Genomic DNA, 18,363 nt, shown 5'->3' on the forward strand with positions numbered 1-18,363 from the left:
TTTCATACCAGATTCCGGCGGAAGAAAGCGACGATCTGGTCGTAAGCGTCGCGCGCCTCGGGAAGGCCGAGGTTGTAGTAGTAGCAGTGGCCCATGCCCTCGCCGACGATCAGCGTCGAGGACACGCCGGCCTTGAGCAGTTGCGAGTTGGTGTAGATCGCAGGGCTGAGGTCCATCGAGCGGGTGCCGGTGATGATCAGCGCCGGCGGGAAGGTCGCCATGACGGCGAGGTCGTAGGCGGGCCAGGCGCTGGGGTCCTTCGCGTCGCACCCGTCGAAATAGCCGCGCGTGATATCCATGCCTGCGCTGCCGTCAGACGGCGGCGGCGGGAACGAGGCGTCGATGTAGCCGGCAAGATAGGCGGATTCGCCCGTGCCGAACGGTACGCCGCCCGCTCCGAACACGCCGACCGCACCCGCCTGCGGCAGTCCGTGCGCGGGGAGCCAGGCGGCGGCCTGCGCCGTCAGCGCGCCGCCCGCCGAGCCGCCGTAGATGCCGATCCGGCCGGGCGCATAGTCCGCCAGTAGCGCCTTGTAGACGGCGGCGACGTCCTCGACCCCGGCCGGGTGCCGGTGCTCGGGGGCCATGCGGTAGTTGACGCTGATCACCCGGTAGCCGGCCAGCACCGCCATCGGGATCGCCTCGATCAGCGCGATGCCGTCCCAGCCGACCGTGAAGGCGCCGCCGTGCAGGTTGATGAGCACGCGGTCCCGGTCATGGCTGCCGTCCGCCGGAGTGACGTCGAGAACCTCGACGCCGCCGATGGTGGTGGAGGCGATGTCGACCGGGAAACTTGTCCGAAGGCGGGGTAGGGACTGGGCCGCGTAGGCGTTGATCTGCTCGCGCCGCACGGCGATGTCGGGCTCCTGCCCAGCGGCGTCGAAGGTCGGAATGTCGGCGCGCGCGCGCTGCGCCGCCGCGGCTTCCGGGCTGGCGAGGGTGGAGACAGGCAGATCGAAGCCGGGCACACAAACGGTCCCGTCTGGCTGGAATGTCGGCCTGCTGTCGGCGCCGTCTGCCATGCATTCTCTCCCGCCTGCCGCAGCCCTTCATAGGCCATCGGAATTCGCTGTCGCCGAGTTAGAGCGTGACCGTCCTACCTTGCCCCGTCATTCCCGCCTTCGCGGGAATGACGGACAGGTTTCAATCACACTCTATGTTCGACGGCAGGGAAAGCAACGTCACCCCCTCGTGGGCAGTTCCGCGACCGAGGTGCCGAACGCCGACAGCTCGCCGCGATGCGTGGTCGCCTTCTGCGCGACCTCGACGTAGCTCTTGCCGTTCTCGACGAACTTGCGCGTCACTTCCCCGGTGAGGATCATCGCGTCGCCGTCGGGATTGTGGCGGCGGATCTGGCAGCTCGACTTGTGCAGGAAACCGTCGTCGCCGATCCAGTCGGTCATGTGGTGGGTCAGCCATGAGCAACGCTCCGGGCCGTAGTCGTAGGCGCCCGGCGCGCCGACTTCGAGCGCGAAGGCTTCGTCCCAGTGCACGCGCTCGGGGCAGTCCGGCACGTTGAAGCGGTTGCGGATGCCGAGGCCCGGGTGGGCCTTCTGCATCTTGTATGCCAGCTTGTTGGCGCGGATGTAGAGGCCGCCCCAGCCTTGCGCGTAGCAGATGAAGCCGGTGACGGTCATCGGGCCCTTCATCATCGGCGGCAGCTTGTCGCCGACATTCACGTCCTCGAAGTAGCGCGGGATGGCGCCGCGATGCTCTTCCTGGTCGTAGATCTCGTAGAACTCGTCGAGCTGCTCCTGGGTGAAGGGCTCAACGCGGCCGCGCGCCTCGGTGTACTTGGTGCCGCGCTCGCGCGCTTCGTCGCGGTCGGTGCGGAACACCCAGCTGTCGGCGCCGGCGACCTGGTCGCCATGCTGGTTGTAGAAGTCGACGTGGTAGATCTGCTGGAACGAGCGGCCGGCGAACTTGGTCTGGTGCTCGACCAGGTCCTTGAGCGAGGCCACCGCGCTGATCGTGTCGTTGCGCAGCACCGGCTTGTGCCAGGTCCAGTCGGCGCCCGCCCACATGGCGTGGACGCCCGACAGGCCGCCGCAGTAGCCCGAGATGATGCGGCTGGTGGTGAACAGGAACGAAGGCAGCGCGACGAGGGTGCCATACTTGGTCTTCGCCGCGTACTCGGGATCGCACCAGAGCGGGTTGTCGTCGCCGATGCCGTGCGCGTAGTGGCGGATGGCGTCGCGGGTGGCTTCGTAGTTCCACGGCTCGACGGTGTTCTCGATCTTGATGCCGATGCGCTTGCGCAGATCGTCGAGGCCTTCCTCGGTGATCTTGGGGAACTTGTTCTTGGTGGGTTCTGCTGTGGTAGCCATTTCTCTACTCCTAGATCTCTATCGAATCTCTGAACTCTGTCTCGTCGCCCCCGCGTAGGCGGGGGTCCCGCTTTTTCCTTCCCTCGCCGCGCCCCGACCAAGCGGGGTCCCCGCCTTCGCGGGGACGACGAGGCTGTGTAATCAGGCCACCGCTTCCGCCGCCTTCGCTGCCTCGCGGTCGCGCAGCATCTTGCGGTGGACCTTGCCGGCGGGGTTCTTGGGCAGCTCGTCGACGAACTCGACGATGCGCGGGAATTCGTGCTGGGCGAGGCGCTCGCGGGTGAAGTCCTGCAGTTCGCGCACCAGCGCGTCCGAGCCTTCGCAGTTGGCGACGACGAAAGCCTTCACCACCTGCCCGCGCTGCTCGTCGGGCACGCCGATGACGCCGCACTCCATCACATTGTCGTGGCGCAGCATGGTGTTCTCGATCTCGACCGCGGACATCGTCCAGCCGGCGGAGATGATGACGTCGTCGGCGCGGCCGCAGTGGTAGAAATAGCCGTCCTCGTCCGTCTTGGCGCGATCCTTGGTGGTCATCCACCCGCCGCCCCGCCAGAGCATCAGCTCGCCGATCTCGCCGGGATCGCAGACCGTGCCGTCGATGCGGTGGACCTCCAGCTTCTGCCCCGGCACCGCTTTGCCCAGCGTGCCGGGCTTGACCGTGAAGTCGTCCGCGCCGGGATAGTTCACCAGCACGACGCCGATCTCGGTGGTGCCGTACATCGAGCAGGCGGGAACCTTGAACCACTGGTCGATCCACTCCAGCGTCGAGGGATCGATCGGCTCGCCGGTGAACGACAGCTTCTCGAAATGGAACTGGAAATCCGCCGCCTTCCCGCTGTTCTTCATCATGCGGTAGTGGGTCGCCGCCGCCGACATGTTGGTGATGCCGAAGTCGTCCAGCGCCTTCATCAGCCGCACCGGGTCGAAGCGGCCCGCGAACGTCCCGGTCGTCACGCCCATCGCCAGCGGCGCGAGCGTGCCGTGCCACAATCCGTGGCCCCAGGCGGGGCTGGAGGGGCAGAAGAACTCGTCGCCTGGCCGGATACCGGTGCCGTAGAGCGCCGCGAACATCAGCGTCACCAGCGTGCGGTGCGAGTGCTTGACCGCCTCGGGCAGCTCGCGCGTGGTGCCGCTGGTGTACTGGAACACGGCCATGTCGTTGGCCTTGGTCCTGGGCGTATACGTGGTCGGCAGATCGGACAGCGAAGCCAGGAACGCCTCGTCGGCGACGACTACACGGGGTTTGCCATCGACCGCGACCGAGCGGGCGAGGTCCGCCTTCTCGGCATTGGTGATCAGCACCGAAGGCTCGCAGTCGCCTACCCTGAGGCGTAGTGCGTCGGGGCCGAACAGGGTGAATAGCGGCACCGAGATCGCGCCGGTCTGCATCGCCCCGAACAGGCAGACATAGAACGAGAGCGACGGCTCCAGCATGAAGGCGATGCGCTCGCCCGGCTGGATGCCTTCGGCGTCGAGCCAGTGCGCGAACTGCGCCGCGCCCGATGAAATGGTATCGAAGCTGATGATCTCGTCGGCGCCGTCGCCATGGGCGATGCGCACCGCCGCGCGGCCCGAGCCGTCGGCATGGCGCGTCACGCATTCGTGCGCGATGTTGAGATGCTCGCGGTCGCCGTCGAACAGCTCCCACAGCGCCGCCGACGAGGCGTGCGCCTGCGCATCGGCGTAGCGCGTGTAGTCGGTAAGCCCCGTAATTACCTTGGCCATCAACCGTCCCGTTCGTTCGACCGACTCGCTTCGGCCGGAGATTGTTCTTGTGTTCAGCAGGGTGTTGCACGGCATGGTTGTTTTTGTAAATATTGAATGTTATTCACTATATTGAATGACGGACCTCGACGACACCATGAAGGCCAGCAAGGCCCCCGCCATCGCCCGTGCCGCGGCGGTGCTCCGCCTGCTCGGCAAGCGCGGCGTACCGATGGGGGTGCAGGCGATCGCGCGCGAACTGGGACTGGTGCCCAGCACCTGCCTCTACGTGCTGCGCGCGCTGGTGGCCGAGGAACTGGTGGCTTTCGACGCCGATACCAAGCGCTACACCCTCGATGCCGGCGTGCTCACGCTGGCCCGCGCGTGGCTGCGGCGCGACCAGTTCAACGACCTCGCGCAGGCCCCGCTGGACCGCCTCGCGCGCGAGTTCGGGATCACCACGCTGGGGGTGCAGGTCTTCGGGCTCGACCACATCATCGTGACCGCGATGTCGCAGTCGGGGCAGAACTTCCAGCTCTCCACCCAGGTCGGCAGCCGCTTCCCTGCCTTGGTTTCGGCCACCGGGCGCTGCATCGCCGCCTTCGGGAACTACCCGGTCAGCGCGCTGGAGCCGCGCTTCGAACACTTGCGCTGGGACGAGGCGCCGAGCTGGGACGAATGGCTCGCACAGGTCGAGGACGCGCGCGTGAGCGGCGTGGCGGTGGATGCCGGGCACTACATCGCCGGCGTCACGGTGATCGCCGCGCCGGTCTGGAAAGGCGGCCGCGACGACATGCGCCGGCCGGGACATGCCTTGGTCGCGATCGGCATCGGGGCGGCGTTGCGGAGCGAACTGCCGCGGCTGAAGGAGGCCTTGAAAGGCGCGGCGCGGTCGCTTGGGGAGCAGTTGGAGGGGTAAACAACAATGCTGTGTCGCCATCCTGATCGCTCAGAACCGCTGCAAAGGTGAGTGATCCCACCGGAAGACTCCCGTCGCCCCCGCGAAGGCGGGGGCCCCGCTTCCTTGCGCCCTAAGAAGAACAAGCGGCGTCCCCGCCTTCGCGGGGACGACGAATTGATTTGTTGATTCACAAGCCATCCAAACGAAGGATTCAGGCCTCAAACGGGGGCGTATCCGCCCTAAGCCTTCTTCTTCAACAACACCGTCCGCAGCATCGACAGTGCAGTCTCCCCGCGCTGGTTGGTCAGCTCGTGCTTGAACACGACGATCCCCTGCCCCGGCCGCGACTGGCTTTCGCGCATCTCCACCACCTCGCTCGAACAGGTGACGGTATCGCCGATGAAGGTCGGCTTGGGCGTCACCACCTTGTCGAAGCCGAGGTTGGCGACGAGCGTGCCGACCGTGGTGTCGGCGATCGAGAGCCCCACCGCGAGGCTGAAGGTGAAGGTCGAGTTGACCAGGATCTGCCCGAACTCGCTGGCCTTGGCCGCCTCCGCGTCCAGGTGCAGCGGCTGCATGTTGTGCGTCATCGCCGAGAACAGCAGGTTGTCGGTCTCGGTGACGGTTCGGCTGGGCTGGTGGGTGATGCGGTCACCGACCTGCCATTCGTCGAAGAAGCGTCCGGGCATTATTCGGTCTCCTCGATCTTCACCAGCAGCCCGTCGACCTGCACCTGCTGGCCGGCGCTGGCGTTGAGTTCGGCGACCACGCCATCAAACGGCGCGGTGAGCGTGTGTTCCATCTTCATCGCCTCGAGCGTGAGCAGCTTCTGGCCCTTGGTCACCGCCTGCCCCTGCACAACCTCGACGGCGATGACCTTGCCCGGCATCGGCGCGAGAATGGCGCCCGATCCGGCGGCCGCCCCATGCGCACCGTCTCGCCGCCAGGGTGCGAGCAGCCAGGCCTGCCCCTGCTCGGTGACGAGAACGCCGGGCATCGGCTCGTCGCTGCCTTCGCCCTCGAGTTCGACCTCGATCTTCTCGCCGTCGAGCACGAACCATGCGCTGCGCACCGCCGGGGCGTTGAGCCTGAGGCCGGGCGCCATGGTCGCCGGAACCAGCGCCTGCGCGGCGACCCGCAGCGATTCGGCCGAAGGGACCGGCGGCTCGGCCAATGCCTCGCCGTCGCGGCCGATCAGCCCGGTGTCGACCTTGCCCGCCGCGAAGTCGGGATGCTGCAGCGCCTTGACGAGGAACGAGGCGTTGGTGCGCACTGGCCAGACCGCGCTGTCCTCCAGCATCTCGCCCAGCCGCTCGCGCGCTTCCTCGCGGTCCTCGCCCCAGGCGATGACCTTGGCGATCATCGGGTCGTAGAACGGCGAGACTTCGGCGCCTTCGTACACGCCGGTGTCGATGCGGCCGCCCTCGGCCTCACCGAACTGCAGGAGTTCGAGGCGGCCGATGCTGGGCAGGAAGCCCTTGGCCGGGTCCTCGGCATAGAGGCGCGCTTCCATCGCCCAGCCGTCGATCGTCAGGTCTTCCTGCGAAAGCGGCAGTGGTTCGCCGCTGGCCACGCGCAGCTGCCATTCGACGAGATCGACGCCGGTGATTTCCTCGGTGACGGGGTGCTCGACCTGCAGGCGGGTGTTCATCTCCATGAACCAGATACGCTCCGCATCGAGCGCGCCCGAACCGTCGGCGATGAACTCGATCGTGCCCGCGCCGACATAGTCCACCGCCTTGGCAGCGCGCACGGCGGCGGCGCAGAGCGCTTCGCGGGTGGCCGCGTCCATGCCCGGTGCGGGGGCCTCCTCGATGACCTTCTGGTGGCGGCGCTGGAGCGAGCAGTCGCGCTCGAACAGATGGACGACGTTGCCGTGCTTGTCGCCGAAGACCTGCACCTCGATGTGGCGGGGCGATGCGATGTACTTCTCGATCAGGACGTGGTCATTGCCGAACGAGCTTGCCGCCTCGCGCTTGCACGAGGCGAGCGCGTCGATGAAATCGGACGGGGCCTCGACCAGCCGCATGCCCTTGCCGCCGCCGCCCGCGACCGCCTTGATAAGCACCGGATAGCCGATCTTCGCGGCCTCGGTGGCGAGGAAGTCGGGCTCCTGGTTGGCGCCCATGTAGCCCGGGGTCACCGGTACACCCGCCTCGGCCATCAGTGTCTTGGCGGCATCCTTCAGGCCCATCGCGGTGATCGACGAAGGATTGGGGCCCACCCAGACGATGCCGGCGTCCATCACGGCCTGTGCGAATTCCGCGTTCTCCGACAGGAAACCGTAGCCGGGGTGGATGGCCTCGGCGCCGGCCTGCCGGGCGGCGGCGAGGATCTTCTCGCCCACCAGGTAGCTTTCACGCGTCGGCGAGGGGCCGATGTGGATGGCCTCATCCGCCTCACGCACATGCAGCGCCTGCGCGTCGGCGTCGGAGTAGACCGCGATGGTGCGGATACCAAGCTCGCGCGCGGTGCGGATGACACGGCAGGCAATTTCGCCGCGGTTGGCGATGAGCAGGGATGTGATCATGGGATTACTCCAAATCCTCCCCGGAACGGGGAGGTGCCCCGCAGGGGCGGAGGGGCCGAAGGCTCTCGGCAAAAGCAACGATCGCGGTCGCGGCGACAGACACATCCGCGAGAACTTCCTTCGCGGCCATGCGCAGGACGTGCCAGTCCTTGCCGGCAAGAACCGCATGGCGACGAACATCAGCGGCAGGTCGATCGCCCCTATCGTGCGCGATGCCGTCGATCTCGATCAGAAGGCGCACTTCGACGCAGGCAAGATCGGCGACGTACCCTGCAATCGGGAACTGGCGGCGGAACTTGAGACCCACCGGCTTTCCGCGAAGCTCACGCCAGAGCAGGACCTCCGGCAGCGACATGTCCTGCCGCAGCTTGCGGGCAAATCGGACATTGCCTTCGCTTGCGCCAAGGGTCCGATGCCGGGCACGTCCGCGGTCTTCGCCGGAACGGATAGGAGAATTGTCCGCAGAATGGTGGTGCGGGGGAGGCGCCTCGCCGCTCACGGCAGTCGTACCGGAGAGCTCCCGGCCCCTCCGTCAGCGCTTCGCGCTGCCACCTCCCCGTTCCGGGGAGGAGTTGGTCTCCACGCCCTCACATCCGGAACACCCCGAAGCGGGGCGCCTCCGCGATCGGTGCTTCGAGACACGCTTCCAGCGCCAGGGCCAGCACGTCGCGCGTCTGCACCGGATCGATCACCCCGTCGTCCCACAGCCGCGCGGTGGCGTAGTAAGGGTTACCCTCGTCCTCGTACTTCTCGCGGATCGGTGCCTTGAAGGCTTCCGCCTCTTCGGCAGACCACTTGGCAGCATCGCGGTGGACCGTCGCCAGCACGCTCGCCGCCTGCTCGCCTCCCATCACCGAGATGCGCGCGTTGGGCCAGGTGAACAGGAAGCGCGGATCGTAGGCGCGGCCGCACATGCCGTAGTTGCCGGCGCCGAACGAGCCGCCGATCAGCACCGTCAGCTTGGGCACCTGCGCGGTGGCGACAGCGGTGACGAGCTTGGCGCCGTGCTTGGCGATGCCCTCGGCCTCATACTTGCCGCCGACCATGAAGCCCGAGATGTTCTGCAGAAACAGCAGCGGAATACGGCGTTGGCAGGCCAGTTCGATGAAGTGCGCGCCCTTCTGCGCGGACTCCGAGAACAGCACGCCGTTGTTGGCGAGGATCGCCACCGGCAGCCCGTGGATATGCGCGAAACCGCAGACCAGCGTGGTGCCGTAGAGCGCCTTGAACTCGTGGAACTCGCTGCCGTCGACGATCCGGGCGATCACCTCGTGAACGTCGTAGGGCGCGCGCACGTCTTCCGGGACGATGGCGTACAGCTCCTCGGCCGCGTACTTCGGCGGGCGGGGTTCCTGCCGGGCGAGGTCGTGGCGATGCGCCGGGCCGAGGTGGCTGACGATGTCGCGCACGATGGTCAGCGCGTGCTCGTCGTCCTCGGCGAGGTGGTCGGTGACGCCGGACTTGCGGCTGTGCAGGTCGCCGCCGCCGAGGTCCTCGGCCGAGATGATCTCGCCCGTCGCGGCCTGCACCAGGGGCGGGCCGGCGAGGAAGATCGTGCCCTGCTCCTTCACGATGACGCTCTCGTCGCTCATCGCCGGGACATAGGCGCCGCCCGCCGTACAGCTGCCCATGACGCTGGCGATCTGCGGAATGCCCGCGGCGCTCATCTGCGCCTGGTTGAAGAAGAAGCGGCCGAAGTGGTCGCGGTCGGGGAAGACCTCGGCCTGGTTGGGCAGGTTGGCGCCGCCGCTGTCGACGAGGTAGACGCAAGGAAGGCGGTTGGCCTGGGCGATTTCCTGCGCTCGGATGTGTTTCTTGACGGTCAGCGGAAAGTAGGTCCCGCCCTTCACCGTCGCATCGTTGGCGAAGATCATGCACTGGCGGCCCGAAACGCGGCCGATCCCGGCGATCAGGCCGGCGCCCGGCACCTCGTCGCCATAGAGGCCATTGGCGGCGAGCTGGCCGATCTCGAGGAAGGCCGAGCCGGCATCGAGCAGGCGCTCCACCCGGTCGCGCGGAAGCAGCTTGCCGCGCGAGACGTGGCGGTCCCGCGAACGCTGATCGCCGCCCAGTGCGGCCTTGGCTACCCGTTCGCGAAGCTCGGCCACGAGCGCGCGGTTGTGGGCATCGCGCGCCTTGGCCTCGGGGCTGTCGAGGTTGACATTGGTCTGCAGGACCGGCGCGCTCATGCCTCTTCCTTTTATATTTCGATTTGCCACGTCTATCTAGGCAACCGAGCCGGGCAGCGGAAATTGAAAGTTTCCGTAGCTTGCCATAGACACTGTCTATGATCGACCAATACCTCCTGCGCTATTTCCTCGCCGTGGCCGAAACCGGCGGCTTCGGCCGCGCCGCCAAGCGGGTGAGCGTCACGCAGCCCACGCTGTCGTCCGGAATAGCCAAACTGGAGCGCGAACTGGGTGCACGTCTGTTCGACCGCGACAGTCAGGGCGTGGCCCTGACCCCGGCCGGCAGCCGATTCCTTGTCCGCGCACGGCGGATCGCGGCGGAATACGAGCATGCACTGGTCGAACTGAGCGAAGTGACCGATCCGACGCTGCTGCGCATCGGCGTGCTGAACACCATCCCGACCCCGTGGATCGAGGACTGGCTGACCCGCCACCGCGCGCTCGGATCGGGCGAAGCGCTGGAAATCCTGGACGGCACCGAACGCGACATGACCGATCGCCTGGAGCGCGGCAGGATCGACGTGGCGCTCACCGCCGTGCGCCCCCACCATGCGCGATTCCATCCCGAGGTGCTGGCGCGCGAACGCTACATGATGGTGCTCCCCCCGGACCATCCCCTGGCCGGCGAGAGCGAAGTCGAGGCCGAGCAGCTCGCCCGCGACCGCATGGCCCTGCGCCGCCACTGCGAGGCCCTGCCCGAAATCAACCGCTTCTTCGTGGCGAGGGGTGTGCGGCCGCGATTCGTGCTCAAAACCACCAGCGACGAGCGGGTGCTCGCGGTCGTGCGCAGCGGCGCCGGGGTGGGCATGATGCCGGAATGCTTCGCCTCGGGGCCCGAGCACTTCGTCCCGGTGCGCGACTTCGAACTGGTGCGCGAGATCGGCCTGCTCCACGCCGGCGAGGCGCATATCGCCGGGGCGCTGGCCAGCCCGTTCATCGGCCTCGTCCGGGCGCATTACCGCAAAGGGTGACCCTTACCGGTCGGCTTTCCGGCGCCTGAGCGCGAGGACGTAGATCACCAGTGCGGTAGCCGCGAACAGGAACCACTGGCCTGCGTAGGAGAGGTGGTTGTTGGGCAGTTCCGACGGGTCGGGGATGGCGTTGGCCTGGAGCCCGGCGACCGGCGGGTCGGCGACGAGGCGCGGACCCGGCGCGATCACCCCGCGGACCGGGCCGCCCTTCCAGCCCTCGCCCGCCAGCGGCTGCTGCGACCAGCCCATCACCACCAGCGCGGTGCCCCCGCCCGCAAGCGCGCACCGGGCAGTCTGGGCGATGCCGGACTCGCCCGCCGCATTGCGTCCGGCGATGCCGCTGCGTGCGCCCAGGTGCGCGCATTCGAGGTGCGAGCGGCGGTAGAGCAGGTCCTCGCCCGGGCCCTTGGAGGTCCACTCCACCGGCGCGGGGTTGCCCTTGGCCGCCGCGTAGTGCGCCAACAGCCCCTCCTTCTGGTGCAGCCGCTTGAGCTGCCAGAAGCCCAGCGCGACCATCAGGCCAACCGCGGCGAGGACGACGATGGTGGCGAAGACGGGAATGCGGCGCATGGTGTTCCTGGCGCTGGAGATTGGATGCGAAAAGGGCAGCCGAAGCGAAGTCCGGCTGCCCTTTCGTTTGCGTATCGACCGGGTCGAACGATCAGTGCGTCGGGTAGCCCCAGCCGCCCCAGATGTAGACCGCGACGAAGAGGAACAGCCACACCACGTCGACGAAGTGCCAGTACCAGGCGGCGGCCTCGAAGCCGAAGTGCTGGCGCGGCGTAAAGTCGCCCTTGTAGGTGCGCACGAGGCAGACGATCAGCATGATCGTGCCGACGATGACGTGGAAGCCGTGGAAGCCGGTCGCCATGTAGAAGGCCGAACCGTAGGTGTTACCACCGAAGCCGAAGGGCGCGTGCAGGTACTCGTAGCCCTGGATGAACGAGAAGAACACGCCCAGCAGGATCGTCGCCCAGAGGCCTTTCTTGAGGCCGTCACGGTCGCCATGGATCAGCGAGTGGTGCGCCCAGGTAACCGTGGTGCCCGAGCACAGCAGGATCAGCGTGTTGAGCAGCGGCAGCGCGAAGGGGTCCATCACCGCCTCGATCGCCTTGGGCGGCCACTGGCCGCCGACCACCTCGGCCAGCGTCGACGGGAACAGCGAGAAGTCGAAGAACGCCCAGAACCAGCCAACGAAGAACATCACTTCCGACGCGATGAACAGGATCATCCCGTAGCGCTGGTGCAGCTGGACGACCGGCGTGTGGTCGCCCGCGTGGGCTTCGTGGACGATCTTGGAGAACCACATGAACATCGAGGCGAGCAGGATCGCCATGCCCAGCCAGGGCACGAACTTGCCGCCGGGCATGTCGTGCATGAACAGGACCATGCCGGTGGTGAAGGTGAAGGCGCCGATGGTCGTCGCGAGCGGCGCGATGTCCGGCGGCAGGATGTGGTAATCGTGGTTCTTCGTGCCAGCCATGGTGCCTTCGTCCCCGTTCATCCAATCTGTCTTCCGTATGCGTCGCGCCTTGGCGGATTATCACGCAAACGGTTCCCGTGGCGGCCTTAACCGCCTGCTTGAGTTCGGTCCAGTGTCTTTGCGTCGCCTGTAGAGGTGACGTGGAAAGTGTAGCTCAGCGTGATCTGCTGGACGTCCTTGTTGTCGGGATCATCCAGGATCGCCGGATCGATGTAGTACAATACCGGCATGCGCACTTCCTCGCCGGGCTTGAGCACCTGCTCGGTGAAGCAGAAGCACTGGATCTTGTTGAAATAGCGCGCCGCCTGTTCGGGCTCGACATTGAAGCTGGCGGTGCCGGTCACCGTCTTATCCGAAGTGTTCCTTGCCCAGAACAACGCCATGTCGCGCGCGCCGATCGACACCGTGTCGGTGCGCTGCAGCGGCTTGAACTGCCAGGGCATGCCGCGCTCCACATTGGCGTCGAAGCGGATCGAGATCGTCCGGCCGCTGTCCTGGACCGTCGCCGCCTGAGCCTCGTCGACGCGTTTGGTGGTACCGCCGAAGCCGGTCGCCTCGCAGAACATCCGGTAGAGCGGCACCGAGGCATAGCCCAGGCCCAGCATTGCCAGCGCGGCCGAAAGGGCCATCAGCCCGGTCCGCCGGTTGCGGGCCTTGCGCAAGGGCTGGAGATCGGCGGCGCTGGTCATCGCATCAGCTCATCTTGGCGATCGAGATGAAGAAGATCAGCACGACGAACGCGGCAAGACCGAGGCCCAGCACGCGGTTGCGGCTGCGGCGGATCTGCTCCGCGGTCTTCTGGATACGGGGCTGGGTCATCACGAATATTCCGATCAGAGGGCGATGAAGCGGTCGGCGACGAGCGCCGCGAACAGCGCGAAGAGGTAGAGCACCGAATAGGCGAACATCTGCTTCTCGGGCTTCATGGCATCGTCCGGGCCGGTCCGCTCACGCAGGCCGACGCGGACCGCGAAGGCGAGGAACACCGAGGACAGCACCAGCGCCGAGACGCCGTAGACCGCGCCGGTGTGCTCGTCGCCCGGCAGCCACCAGGGCAGCGCGCTGAGCGGCAGCAGCAGCACCGAGTAGACGAGAATCTGGCGGCGGGTCGAACGCTCGCCCGCGACCACCGGCATCATCGGGATGCCGACCTTGGCGTAGTCGGTCTTCACGAACAGCGCGAGCGCCCAGAAGTGCGGCGGGGTCCACATGAAGATGATCGCGAAGAGCACCACCGGCATGAGCGAGATATGACCCGTCGCGGCGACCCAGCCGATCAGCGGCGGGAACGCCCCGGCTCCGCCGCCGATGACGATGTTCTGCGGGGTGCGGGGCTTGAGCCAGATCGTATAGACGACCGCGTAGTAGACGATCGAGATCGCCAGGATCGCGGCGGCCAGCCAGCCGATCGCGACGCCCATGAGGAAGACCGAGGCGGCGCACAGGACGCCCGCGAAGTCGCGCGCGGTGGTGCGGTCGAGCCGGCCCTGCGGGATCGGGCGCTGCGCGGTGCGCTTCATGCCGGCGTCGAGGTCGGCCTCCCACCACTGGTTTAGCGCGGCGGCGCCGCCCGCGCCCATGGCGATGCATAGGATGGCGGTGAAGCTCAGTACCGGGTGGATCGACTGCGGCGCGGCAAGCAGCCCGCACAGGCCGGTGAAGATGACCAGGCTCATCACGCGGGGCTTGGTCAGCGCGAAAAGGTCGCGCCAGTCCGCCGGAAGCGGGGCGCTGCTGCTCGCGGCGGGCGCGGGGTTGGGAATCGTCATTGTCATTCGATCATACACCTGCGGGCGCCGGTAAAGCGAGAGCCGTGAAAAGGAGAGGCCCCTAATGCAAGCAATCCAGGGCTGCTCGCTCGAGTGGCCCTGGATCGTTGTTTGGCGGCTCGGCTGCATGGAGCCGGGCGGGTCAGTGGTGGACGGTATCCCCGATGACAGGAAGCGTCTCGAACTGGTGGTAAGGCGGCGGGCTCGAAAGCGTCCACTCGAGCGTGGTCGCGCCTTCGCCCCAGTAGTTGTCGGCAGCCTTCTTGCCGGCGGTGTAGGCGTATACGATGTTGACGAACCACACCACGAGGCTGGCGGCCATCACCATGTAGCCGATGGTGGCGACGTGGTTCCAGTGCTCGTAGGCCTCGGCATAGTCGGGGTAGCGGCGCGGCATGCCCTGCAGGCCGAGGAAGTGCATCGGGAAGAAGATCATGTTCACGCCGATGAAGAAGATCACGAAGTGGACATGCGCCAGGAATTCCGAGTGCATGCGGCCGCTCATCTTCGGGAACCAGTAGTAGAACCCGGCGAACAGCGCGGTGACCGCACCCAGCGACAGCACGTAGTGGAAGTGCGCGACGACGTAGTAGGTGTCGTGCATCACGTCGTCGACGCCGCCGTTCGCCAGCACGACGCCGGTGACGCCGCCCACGGTGAACAGGAAGATGAAGCCGAGCGCCCAGACCATCGGCGACTTGAAGGTAACCGAGCCGCCCCACATCGTGGCGATCCACGAGAAGATCTTGATGCCGGTGGGGACCGCGATGACCATGGTCGCCGCGGTGAAGTACATCTTGGTGTTCACCGAAAGGCCGGTCGCATACATGTGGTGCGCCCAGACGATGAAGCCGACGACGCCGATCGCGACCATCGCGTAGGCCATGCCGAGGTAGCCGAACACCGGCTTCTTCGAGAAGGTCGAGACGATCTGCGAGATGATGCCGAAGCCGGGCAGGATCATGATGTAGACTTCGGGGTGGCCGAAGAACCAGAACAGGTGCTGGTAGAGGATCGGGTCACCGCCGCCCGAGGCGTCGAAGAAAGTGGTGCCGAAGTTGCGGTCGGTCAGCAGCATGGTGATCGCCGCGGCGAGGACCGGCAGCGAGAGCAGCAGCAGGAAGGCGGTGACGAGCATCGACCACACGAACAGCGGCATCTTGTGCAGGGTCATGCCCGGCGCGCGCATGTTGAGGATGGTGGTGATGAAGTTGATCGCGCCCATGATCGAGCCGGCGCCCGCAAGGTGGAGCGAGAAGATGCCGAAGTCCACTGCCGGTCCCGGCGAGCCGCTGGTCGACAGCGGTGCGTAGACCGTCCAGCCGGTGCCGGCGCCGTTGCCGGTGCCGCCCGGCACGAAGGCCGAGCACAGCAGCGACACGAAGCCCGCGACCGTCAGCCAGAACGAGATATTGTTCATGCGCGGGAAGGCCATGTCCGGCGCGCCGATCATCAGCGGCACGAACCAGTTGCCGAAGGCGCCGATCATCGCTGGCATGACCATGAAGAACACCATGATCAGGCCGTGGGCGGTGATCAGGACGTTCCAGGTGTGCAGGGTCGTATTGAAGTCCGGGTTCACCGCGCCGAACCAGCGGGCGAAGGTATCGAGGTACTGGATGCCCGGGTGGTTGAGTTCGAGGCGCATCATGCCCGAGAAGGCGCCGCCCACGATCCCCGCGATGATCGCGAAGATCAGGTACATCGTGCCGATGTCCTTGTGGTTGGTCGACATGAACCAGCGGGCGAAGAACGCCGGCTTGTGGTCATGGTCGTGGCCGTGCCCGTGGTCGTCCGCGTGGGCCTGGAAGTGATCAGCAGTGGTTGCCATGGTGGGACCCTGTCCTGGAATTTTCTGTTATTCGGCTTCGGCGGTGGCATCGACGGCCGGAGCCTCCGATGCGTCCGCTGCCGGAGCCGGTGCTGCCGCGGCGGCCGCGACCGGCTTCTTGCCGGTGTCGATCGCGCCGCCGGCGTGGGTCAGGACCCAGGCGTTGTACTTGTCGCGCGGCAGGGCCTCGACCGCGATCGGCATGTAGCCGTGCTTGGCGCCGCAAAGCTCGGAGCACTGGCCGTAGTAGACGCCCGGCTTCTCGACCACGAGGACCTTCTCGTTGATGCGGCCCGGCACGGCGTCGAGTTTGAACCACAGCGAGGGCACGGCGAACGAGTGGATCACGTCGGCCGCGGTGATCTGCAGGCGGATGGGCTCACCCACCGGCACGACCATGCGGTTGTCCACCTCGAGGTGCGAGGGGCCGTCCCAGGGCTTGGTGCCGACGTTGCGCACGCCGTTGTTGATGACCGGCTGGCCCGCGATGTTGAGCATGTTCGAGATGACCTCGAAGTCGCCGTTGTCGGGGTAGCCGTAGGTCCAGAACCACTGGTTGCCGGTGACCTTGATGGTCAGCGCGCCTTCGGGGGCGGGCTTGTACTGCTTGGCGATGAGGTCGATCGAAGGGACCGCGATGCCGATCAGGATCAGCACCGGGACCAGCGTCCACACCACTTCGAGGAGGGTGTTGTGGCTGGTCTTCGAGGCGACCGGGTTGCGGCGGCGGTTGAAGCGCACGGCGATGACCACCAGCAGCGCCAGCACCAGCACGCAGATCAGAGTGATGATCGGCATCAGGATGATGTTGTGGATCCACTCGCCGTATTCGCCGGTCTTGGAGAACTGGGTCTGCAGGCCGTAGGCGCCGTCGATCGGCATGCCGATACCCTCGACGGGCTTCATCGGGACGTAGCTGCCCGCGCCCGAGGCGACCGCGGCGCCCTGCGCGGCGCCGGTGGCAAGAGCGGAAGGCGCAGCCGGAGCGGACGAGGCCGCACCTTGCGCAAAAGCGGGGACGGCGGCAGTGAGGAGAGCGGCCACGGATAGCCCGAGACCTCCGATTGCCTGCCCCAGGCCATGAATAGTTTTACCGAATGTCATGGTTTTTTGCGCTTCCACTTCCTTCGAACGCGCATCCGATTCGCCTCGGCTTGCGCGCACCCCTGTTTTGGAGGCATTCGCCCCCTTTGGCCGGGCGTATACGCGCGCTTGCCGCGTGTCTCAAGCGCCTCTAGGGGAAATTTTGACGCTAGGCGCGACACAAGTGCGCCAGATCAAAGCAAATCGCTCCGGAGGTATTGTCCGTAATGACCGAAGAAGAGGTCCTCGCCGAGTTCCGCGCCAGCAAGGCATTGCTGGAAGGACACTTCCTGCTGTCCTCCGGGCGCCACAGCGCGCACTACCTGCAGTGCGCCCGTGTACTGATGAACCCGGCCCGCGCCGCGCGCCTTGCCGTCGCGATCGCCGCGAACCTGCCGCACGACATCCGCAGGCAGATCGACAAGGTCGTCTCGCCGGCGATGGGCGGGGTCATCATCGGCCAGGAGATGGGCCGCGCGCTGCAGGTCGACGCGATGTTCGTCGAGCGCCCGACCGGCACCTTCGAGCTGCGCCGCGGCTTCTCGCTCGAGCCGGGCGACAAGGTCCTGATGGTCGAGGACGTGGTGACCACCGGCCTCTCCAGCCGCGAGGCCATCAAGGCTATCGAGGAAGCAGGCGGCCAGGTGATCGCCGCCGCGTCGCTGGTGGACCGCTCGGCCGGATCGGTGGACCTCGGCGTGCCGTTCTTCCCGCTCGTGGCGCTCAACTTCCCGACTTACGCGCCCGACGAGCTGCCGGCGGACCTCGCCGCCACCCCCGCGATCAAGCCCGGCAGCCGGGCGCAGGCGTAATTTCGTGAGCAGCGTGCACAACCCCGCTCGGCTTCGCCTGGGCGTCAACATCGACCACGTCGCGACGATCCGCAACGCGCGCGGCGGCGAGCATCCGGACCCCGCGCGGGCCGCGCAGATCGTCGCGCAGGCCGGCGGCGACGGCATCACCGTGCACCTGCGCGAGGATCGACGCCACATCCGCGACGAGGACCTCCAGCGCGTGTTCGAGGCCACCGGCCTGCCGATCAACCTGGAGATGGCGGCCACCGACGAGATGCTGGCGATCGCGCTGCGGCACAAGCCCCACGCCGCCTGCATCGTACCCGAGCGGCGCGAGGAGCGCACCACCGAGGGCGGGCTCGACGCGGCCGGCCAGCACAACCGGCTCGCCCCGATCGTCGCGCGCCTGACCGATGCGGGCATCCGCGTCAGCCTGTTCATCGCCCCCGAGCCGCGCCAGATCGAAGCGGCGATGCAGCTCGGCGCGCCGGTCGTGGAGTTCCACACCGGCGAATATGCCCATGCAGAGGGCGAAGCCGTGCAGCACGAGCTGCGCCGCATCGTCGACATGGCCGCGCTCGCCGCCAAGAACGGCATCGAGCCCCACGCCGGCCACGGCCTCACTTACGACAACGTCCAGCCCATCGCCGCCATCCCGCAGCTGGCGGAACTCAACATCGGACACTACCTCATCGGCGAGGCGATCTTCACCGGGCTGGAAACCAGCGTGAAGAAGATGCGCGCGCTGATGGATGAGGTGCGGTGAATGGATAAGGCG

18 protein-coding genes are annotated in these 18,363 nt (G+C 66.9%); 4 read left to right on the forward strand and 14 right to left on the reverse strand.

What is annotated here, in order from left to right; all coding sequences use genetic code 11:
• Window positions 1-2: 2 nt before the first annotated feature.
• The 3 genes from AC07M9_RS14185 to AC07M9_RS14195 form a co-directional block, all read right to left on the reverse strand.
• Window positions 3-1,022 carry an alpha/beta hydrolase gene (locus tag AC07M9_RS14185; protein ID WP_494884401.1) on the reverse strand — a complete coding sequence of 340 codons (1,020 nt, stop codon included), beginning with the start codon at window positions 1,020-1,022 and terminating at the stop codon, window positions 3-5.
• A gap of 159 nt (window positions 1,023-1,181) precedes the next feature.
• On the reverse strand, window positions 1,182-2,327 hold the full coding sequence (locus tag AC07M9_RS14190) for an FAS1-like dehydratase domain-containing protein (RefSeq protein WP_494884402.1): 1,146 nt from the start codon (window positions 2,325-2,327) through the stop codon (window positions 1,182-1,184).
• A 141-nt stretch (window positions 2,328-2,468) separates the two neighbouring features.
• Window positions 2,469-4,055: an acetate--CoA ligase gene (locus AC07M9_RS14195; RefSeq protein WP_494884404.1), complete on the reverse strand. Its 1,587-nt coding sequence runs from the start codon at window positions 4,053-4,055 to the stop codon at window positions 2,469-2,471.
• 115 nt (window positions 4,056-4,170) lie between these two features.
• On the opposite strand from AC07M9_RS14195, the gene AC07M9_RS14200 reads away from it, so the two are divergent.
• The gene (locus AC07M9_RS14200) at window positions 4,171-4,953 is read left to right on the forward strand and encodes an IclR family transcriptional regulator (protein ID WP_494884406.1); all 783 of its coding nucleotides are present in this window, start codon (window positions 4,171-4,173) and stop codon (window positions 4,951-4,953) included.
• Window positions 4,954-5,174: 221 nt separating this feature from the next.
• On the opposite strand, the gene AC07M9_RS14205 is transcribed toward AC07M9_RS14200, so the two are convergent.
• The 4 genes from AC07M9_RS14205 to AC07M9_RS14220 form a co-directional block, all read right to left on the reverse strand.
• Window positions 5,175-5,624 (reverse strand): MaoC family dehydratase, encoded by a 450-nt coding sequence (locus tag AC07M9_RS14205; protein WP_494884408.1) that lies wholly within the window; start codon window positions 5,622-5,624, stop codon window positions 5,175-5,177.
• The gene (locus tag AC07M9_RS14210; RefSeq protein WP_494884410.1) at window positions 5,624-7,465 is read right to left on the reverse strand and encodes an acetyl/propionyl/methylcrotonyl-CoA carboxylase subunit alpha; all 1,842 of its coding nucleotides are present in this window, start codon (window positions 7,463-7,465) and stop codon (window positions 5,624-5,626) included. The genes AC07M9_RS14205 and AC07M9_RS14210 overlap by 1 nt, the downstream gene beginning before the upstream one ends.
• 4 nt (window positions 7,466-7,469) lie before the next feature.
• The gene (locus AC07M9_RS14215) at window positions 7,470-7,964 is read right to left on the reverse strand and encodes an endonuclease domain-containing protein (protein ID WP_494884412.1); all 495 of its coding nucleotides are present in this window, start codon (window positions 7,962-7,964) and stop codon (window positions 7,470-7,472) included.
• 88 nt (window positions 7,965-8,052) lie between these two features.
• Window positions 8,053-9,654, reverse strand: coding sequence for a carboxyl transferase domain-containing protein (locus tag AC07M9_RS14220; RefSeq protein ID WP_494884414.1), 1,602 nt, complete (start codon window positions 9,652-9,654; stop codon window positions 8,053-8,055).
• 98 nt (window positions 9,655-9,752) lie between these two features.
• On the opposite strand from AC07M9_RS14220, the gene AC07M9_RS14225 reads away from it, so the two are divergent.
• A complete protein-coding gene (locus AC07M9_RS14225) occupies window positions 9,753-10,625 on the forward strand; it encodes a LysR family transcriptional regulator (RefSeq protein ID WP_494884415.1) in 873 nt (290 codons plus the stop codon).
• Window positions 10,626-10,628: 3 nt separating this feature from the next.
• On the opposite strand, the gene AC07M9_RS14230 is transcribed toward AC07M9_RS14225, so the two are convergent.
• The 7 genes from AC07M9_RS14230 to coxB form a co-directional block, all read right to left on the reverse strand.
• On the reverse strand, window positions 10,629-11,195 hold the full coding sequence (locus AC07M9_RS14230; RefSeq protein ID WP_494884416.1) for an SURF1 family cytochrome oxidase biogenesis protein: 567 nt from the start codon (window positions 11,193-11,195) through the stop codon (window positions 10,629-10,631).
• A gap of 91 nt (window positions 11,196-11,286) precedes the next feature.
• Window positions 11,287-12,108 carry a cytochrome c oxidase subunit 3 gene (locus AC07M9_RS14235; RefSeq protein ID WP_494884527.1) on the reverse strand — a complete coding sequence of 274 codons (822 nt, stop codon included), beginning with the start codon at window positions 12,106-12,108 and terminating at the stop codon, window positions 11,287-11,289.
• Window positions 12,109-12,194: 86 nt separating this feature from the next.
• Entirely contained in the window at window positions 12,195-12,797 is a 603-nt protein-coding gene (locus AC07M9_RS14240) for a cytochrome c oxidase assembly protein (RefSeq protein ID WP_494884417.1), read from the reverse strand.
• 4 nt (window positions 12,798-12,801) lie between these two features.
• Window positions 12,802-12,927: a cytochrome c oxidase system small membrane protein gene (locus AC07M9_RS14245; RefSeq protein ID WP_494884418.1), complete on the reverse strand. Its 126-nt coding sequence runs from the start codon at window positions 12,925-12,927 to the stop codon at window positions 12,802-12,804.
• A 14-nt stretch (window positions 12,928-12,941) separates the two neighbouring features.
• Entirely contained in the window at window positions 12,942-13,877 is a 936-nt protein-coding gene (locus AC07M9_RS14250; RefSeq protein WP_494884420.1) for a heme o synthase, read from the reverse strand.
• Window positions 13,878-14,019: 142 nt separating this feature from the next.
• Window positions 14,020-15,708, reverse strand: a complete 1,689-nt coding sequence (ctaD, locus tag AC07M9_RS14255) for a cytochrome c oxidase subunit I (protein WP_494884421.1) — start codon at window positions 15,706-15,708, stop codon at window positions 14,020-14,022.
• Window positions 15,709-15,735: 27 nt separating this feature from the next.
• On the reverse strand, window positions 15,736-16,812 hold the full coding sequence (gene coxB / locus AC07M9_RS14260; RefSeq protein WP_494884422.1) for a cytochrome c oxidase subunit II: 1,077 nt from the start codon (window positions 16,810-16,812) through the stop codon (window positions 15,736-15,738).
• 206 nt (window positions 16,813-17,018) lie between these two features.
• Here coxB and pyrE point away from each other — a divergent pair, with 206 nt between their 5' ends.
• Together pyrE and AC07M9_RS14270 are read left to right on the forward strand one after the other, a co-directional pair.
• Complete coding sequence (gene pyrE / locus AC07M9_RS14265; RefSeq protein ID WP_494884423.1) at window positions 17,019-17,603, forward strand: orotate phosphoribosyltransferase; 585 nt, start codon at window positions 17,019-17,021, stop codon at window positions 17,601-17,603.
• A gap of 4 nt (window positions 17,604-17,607) precedes the next feature.
• Window positions 17,608-18,351 carry a pyridoxine 5'-phosphate synthase gene (locus tag AC07M9_RS14270; protein WP_494884424.1) on the forward strand — a complete coding sequence of 248 codons (744 nt, stop codon included), beginning with the start codon at window positions 17,608-17,610 and terminating at the stop codon, window positions 18,349-18,351.
• Window positions 18,352-18,363: the final 12 nt, after the last annotated feature.

The sequence above is a fragment of the Novosphingobium sp. GW821-FHT09E05 genome, from assembly GCF_059416165.1.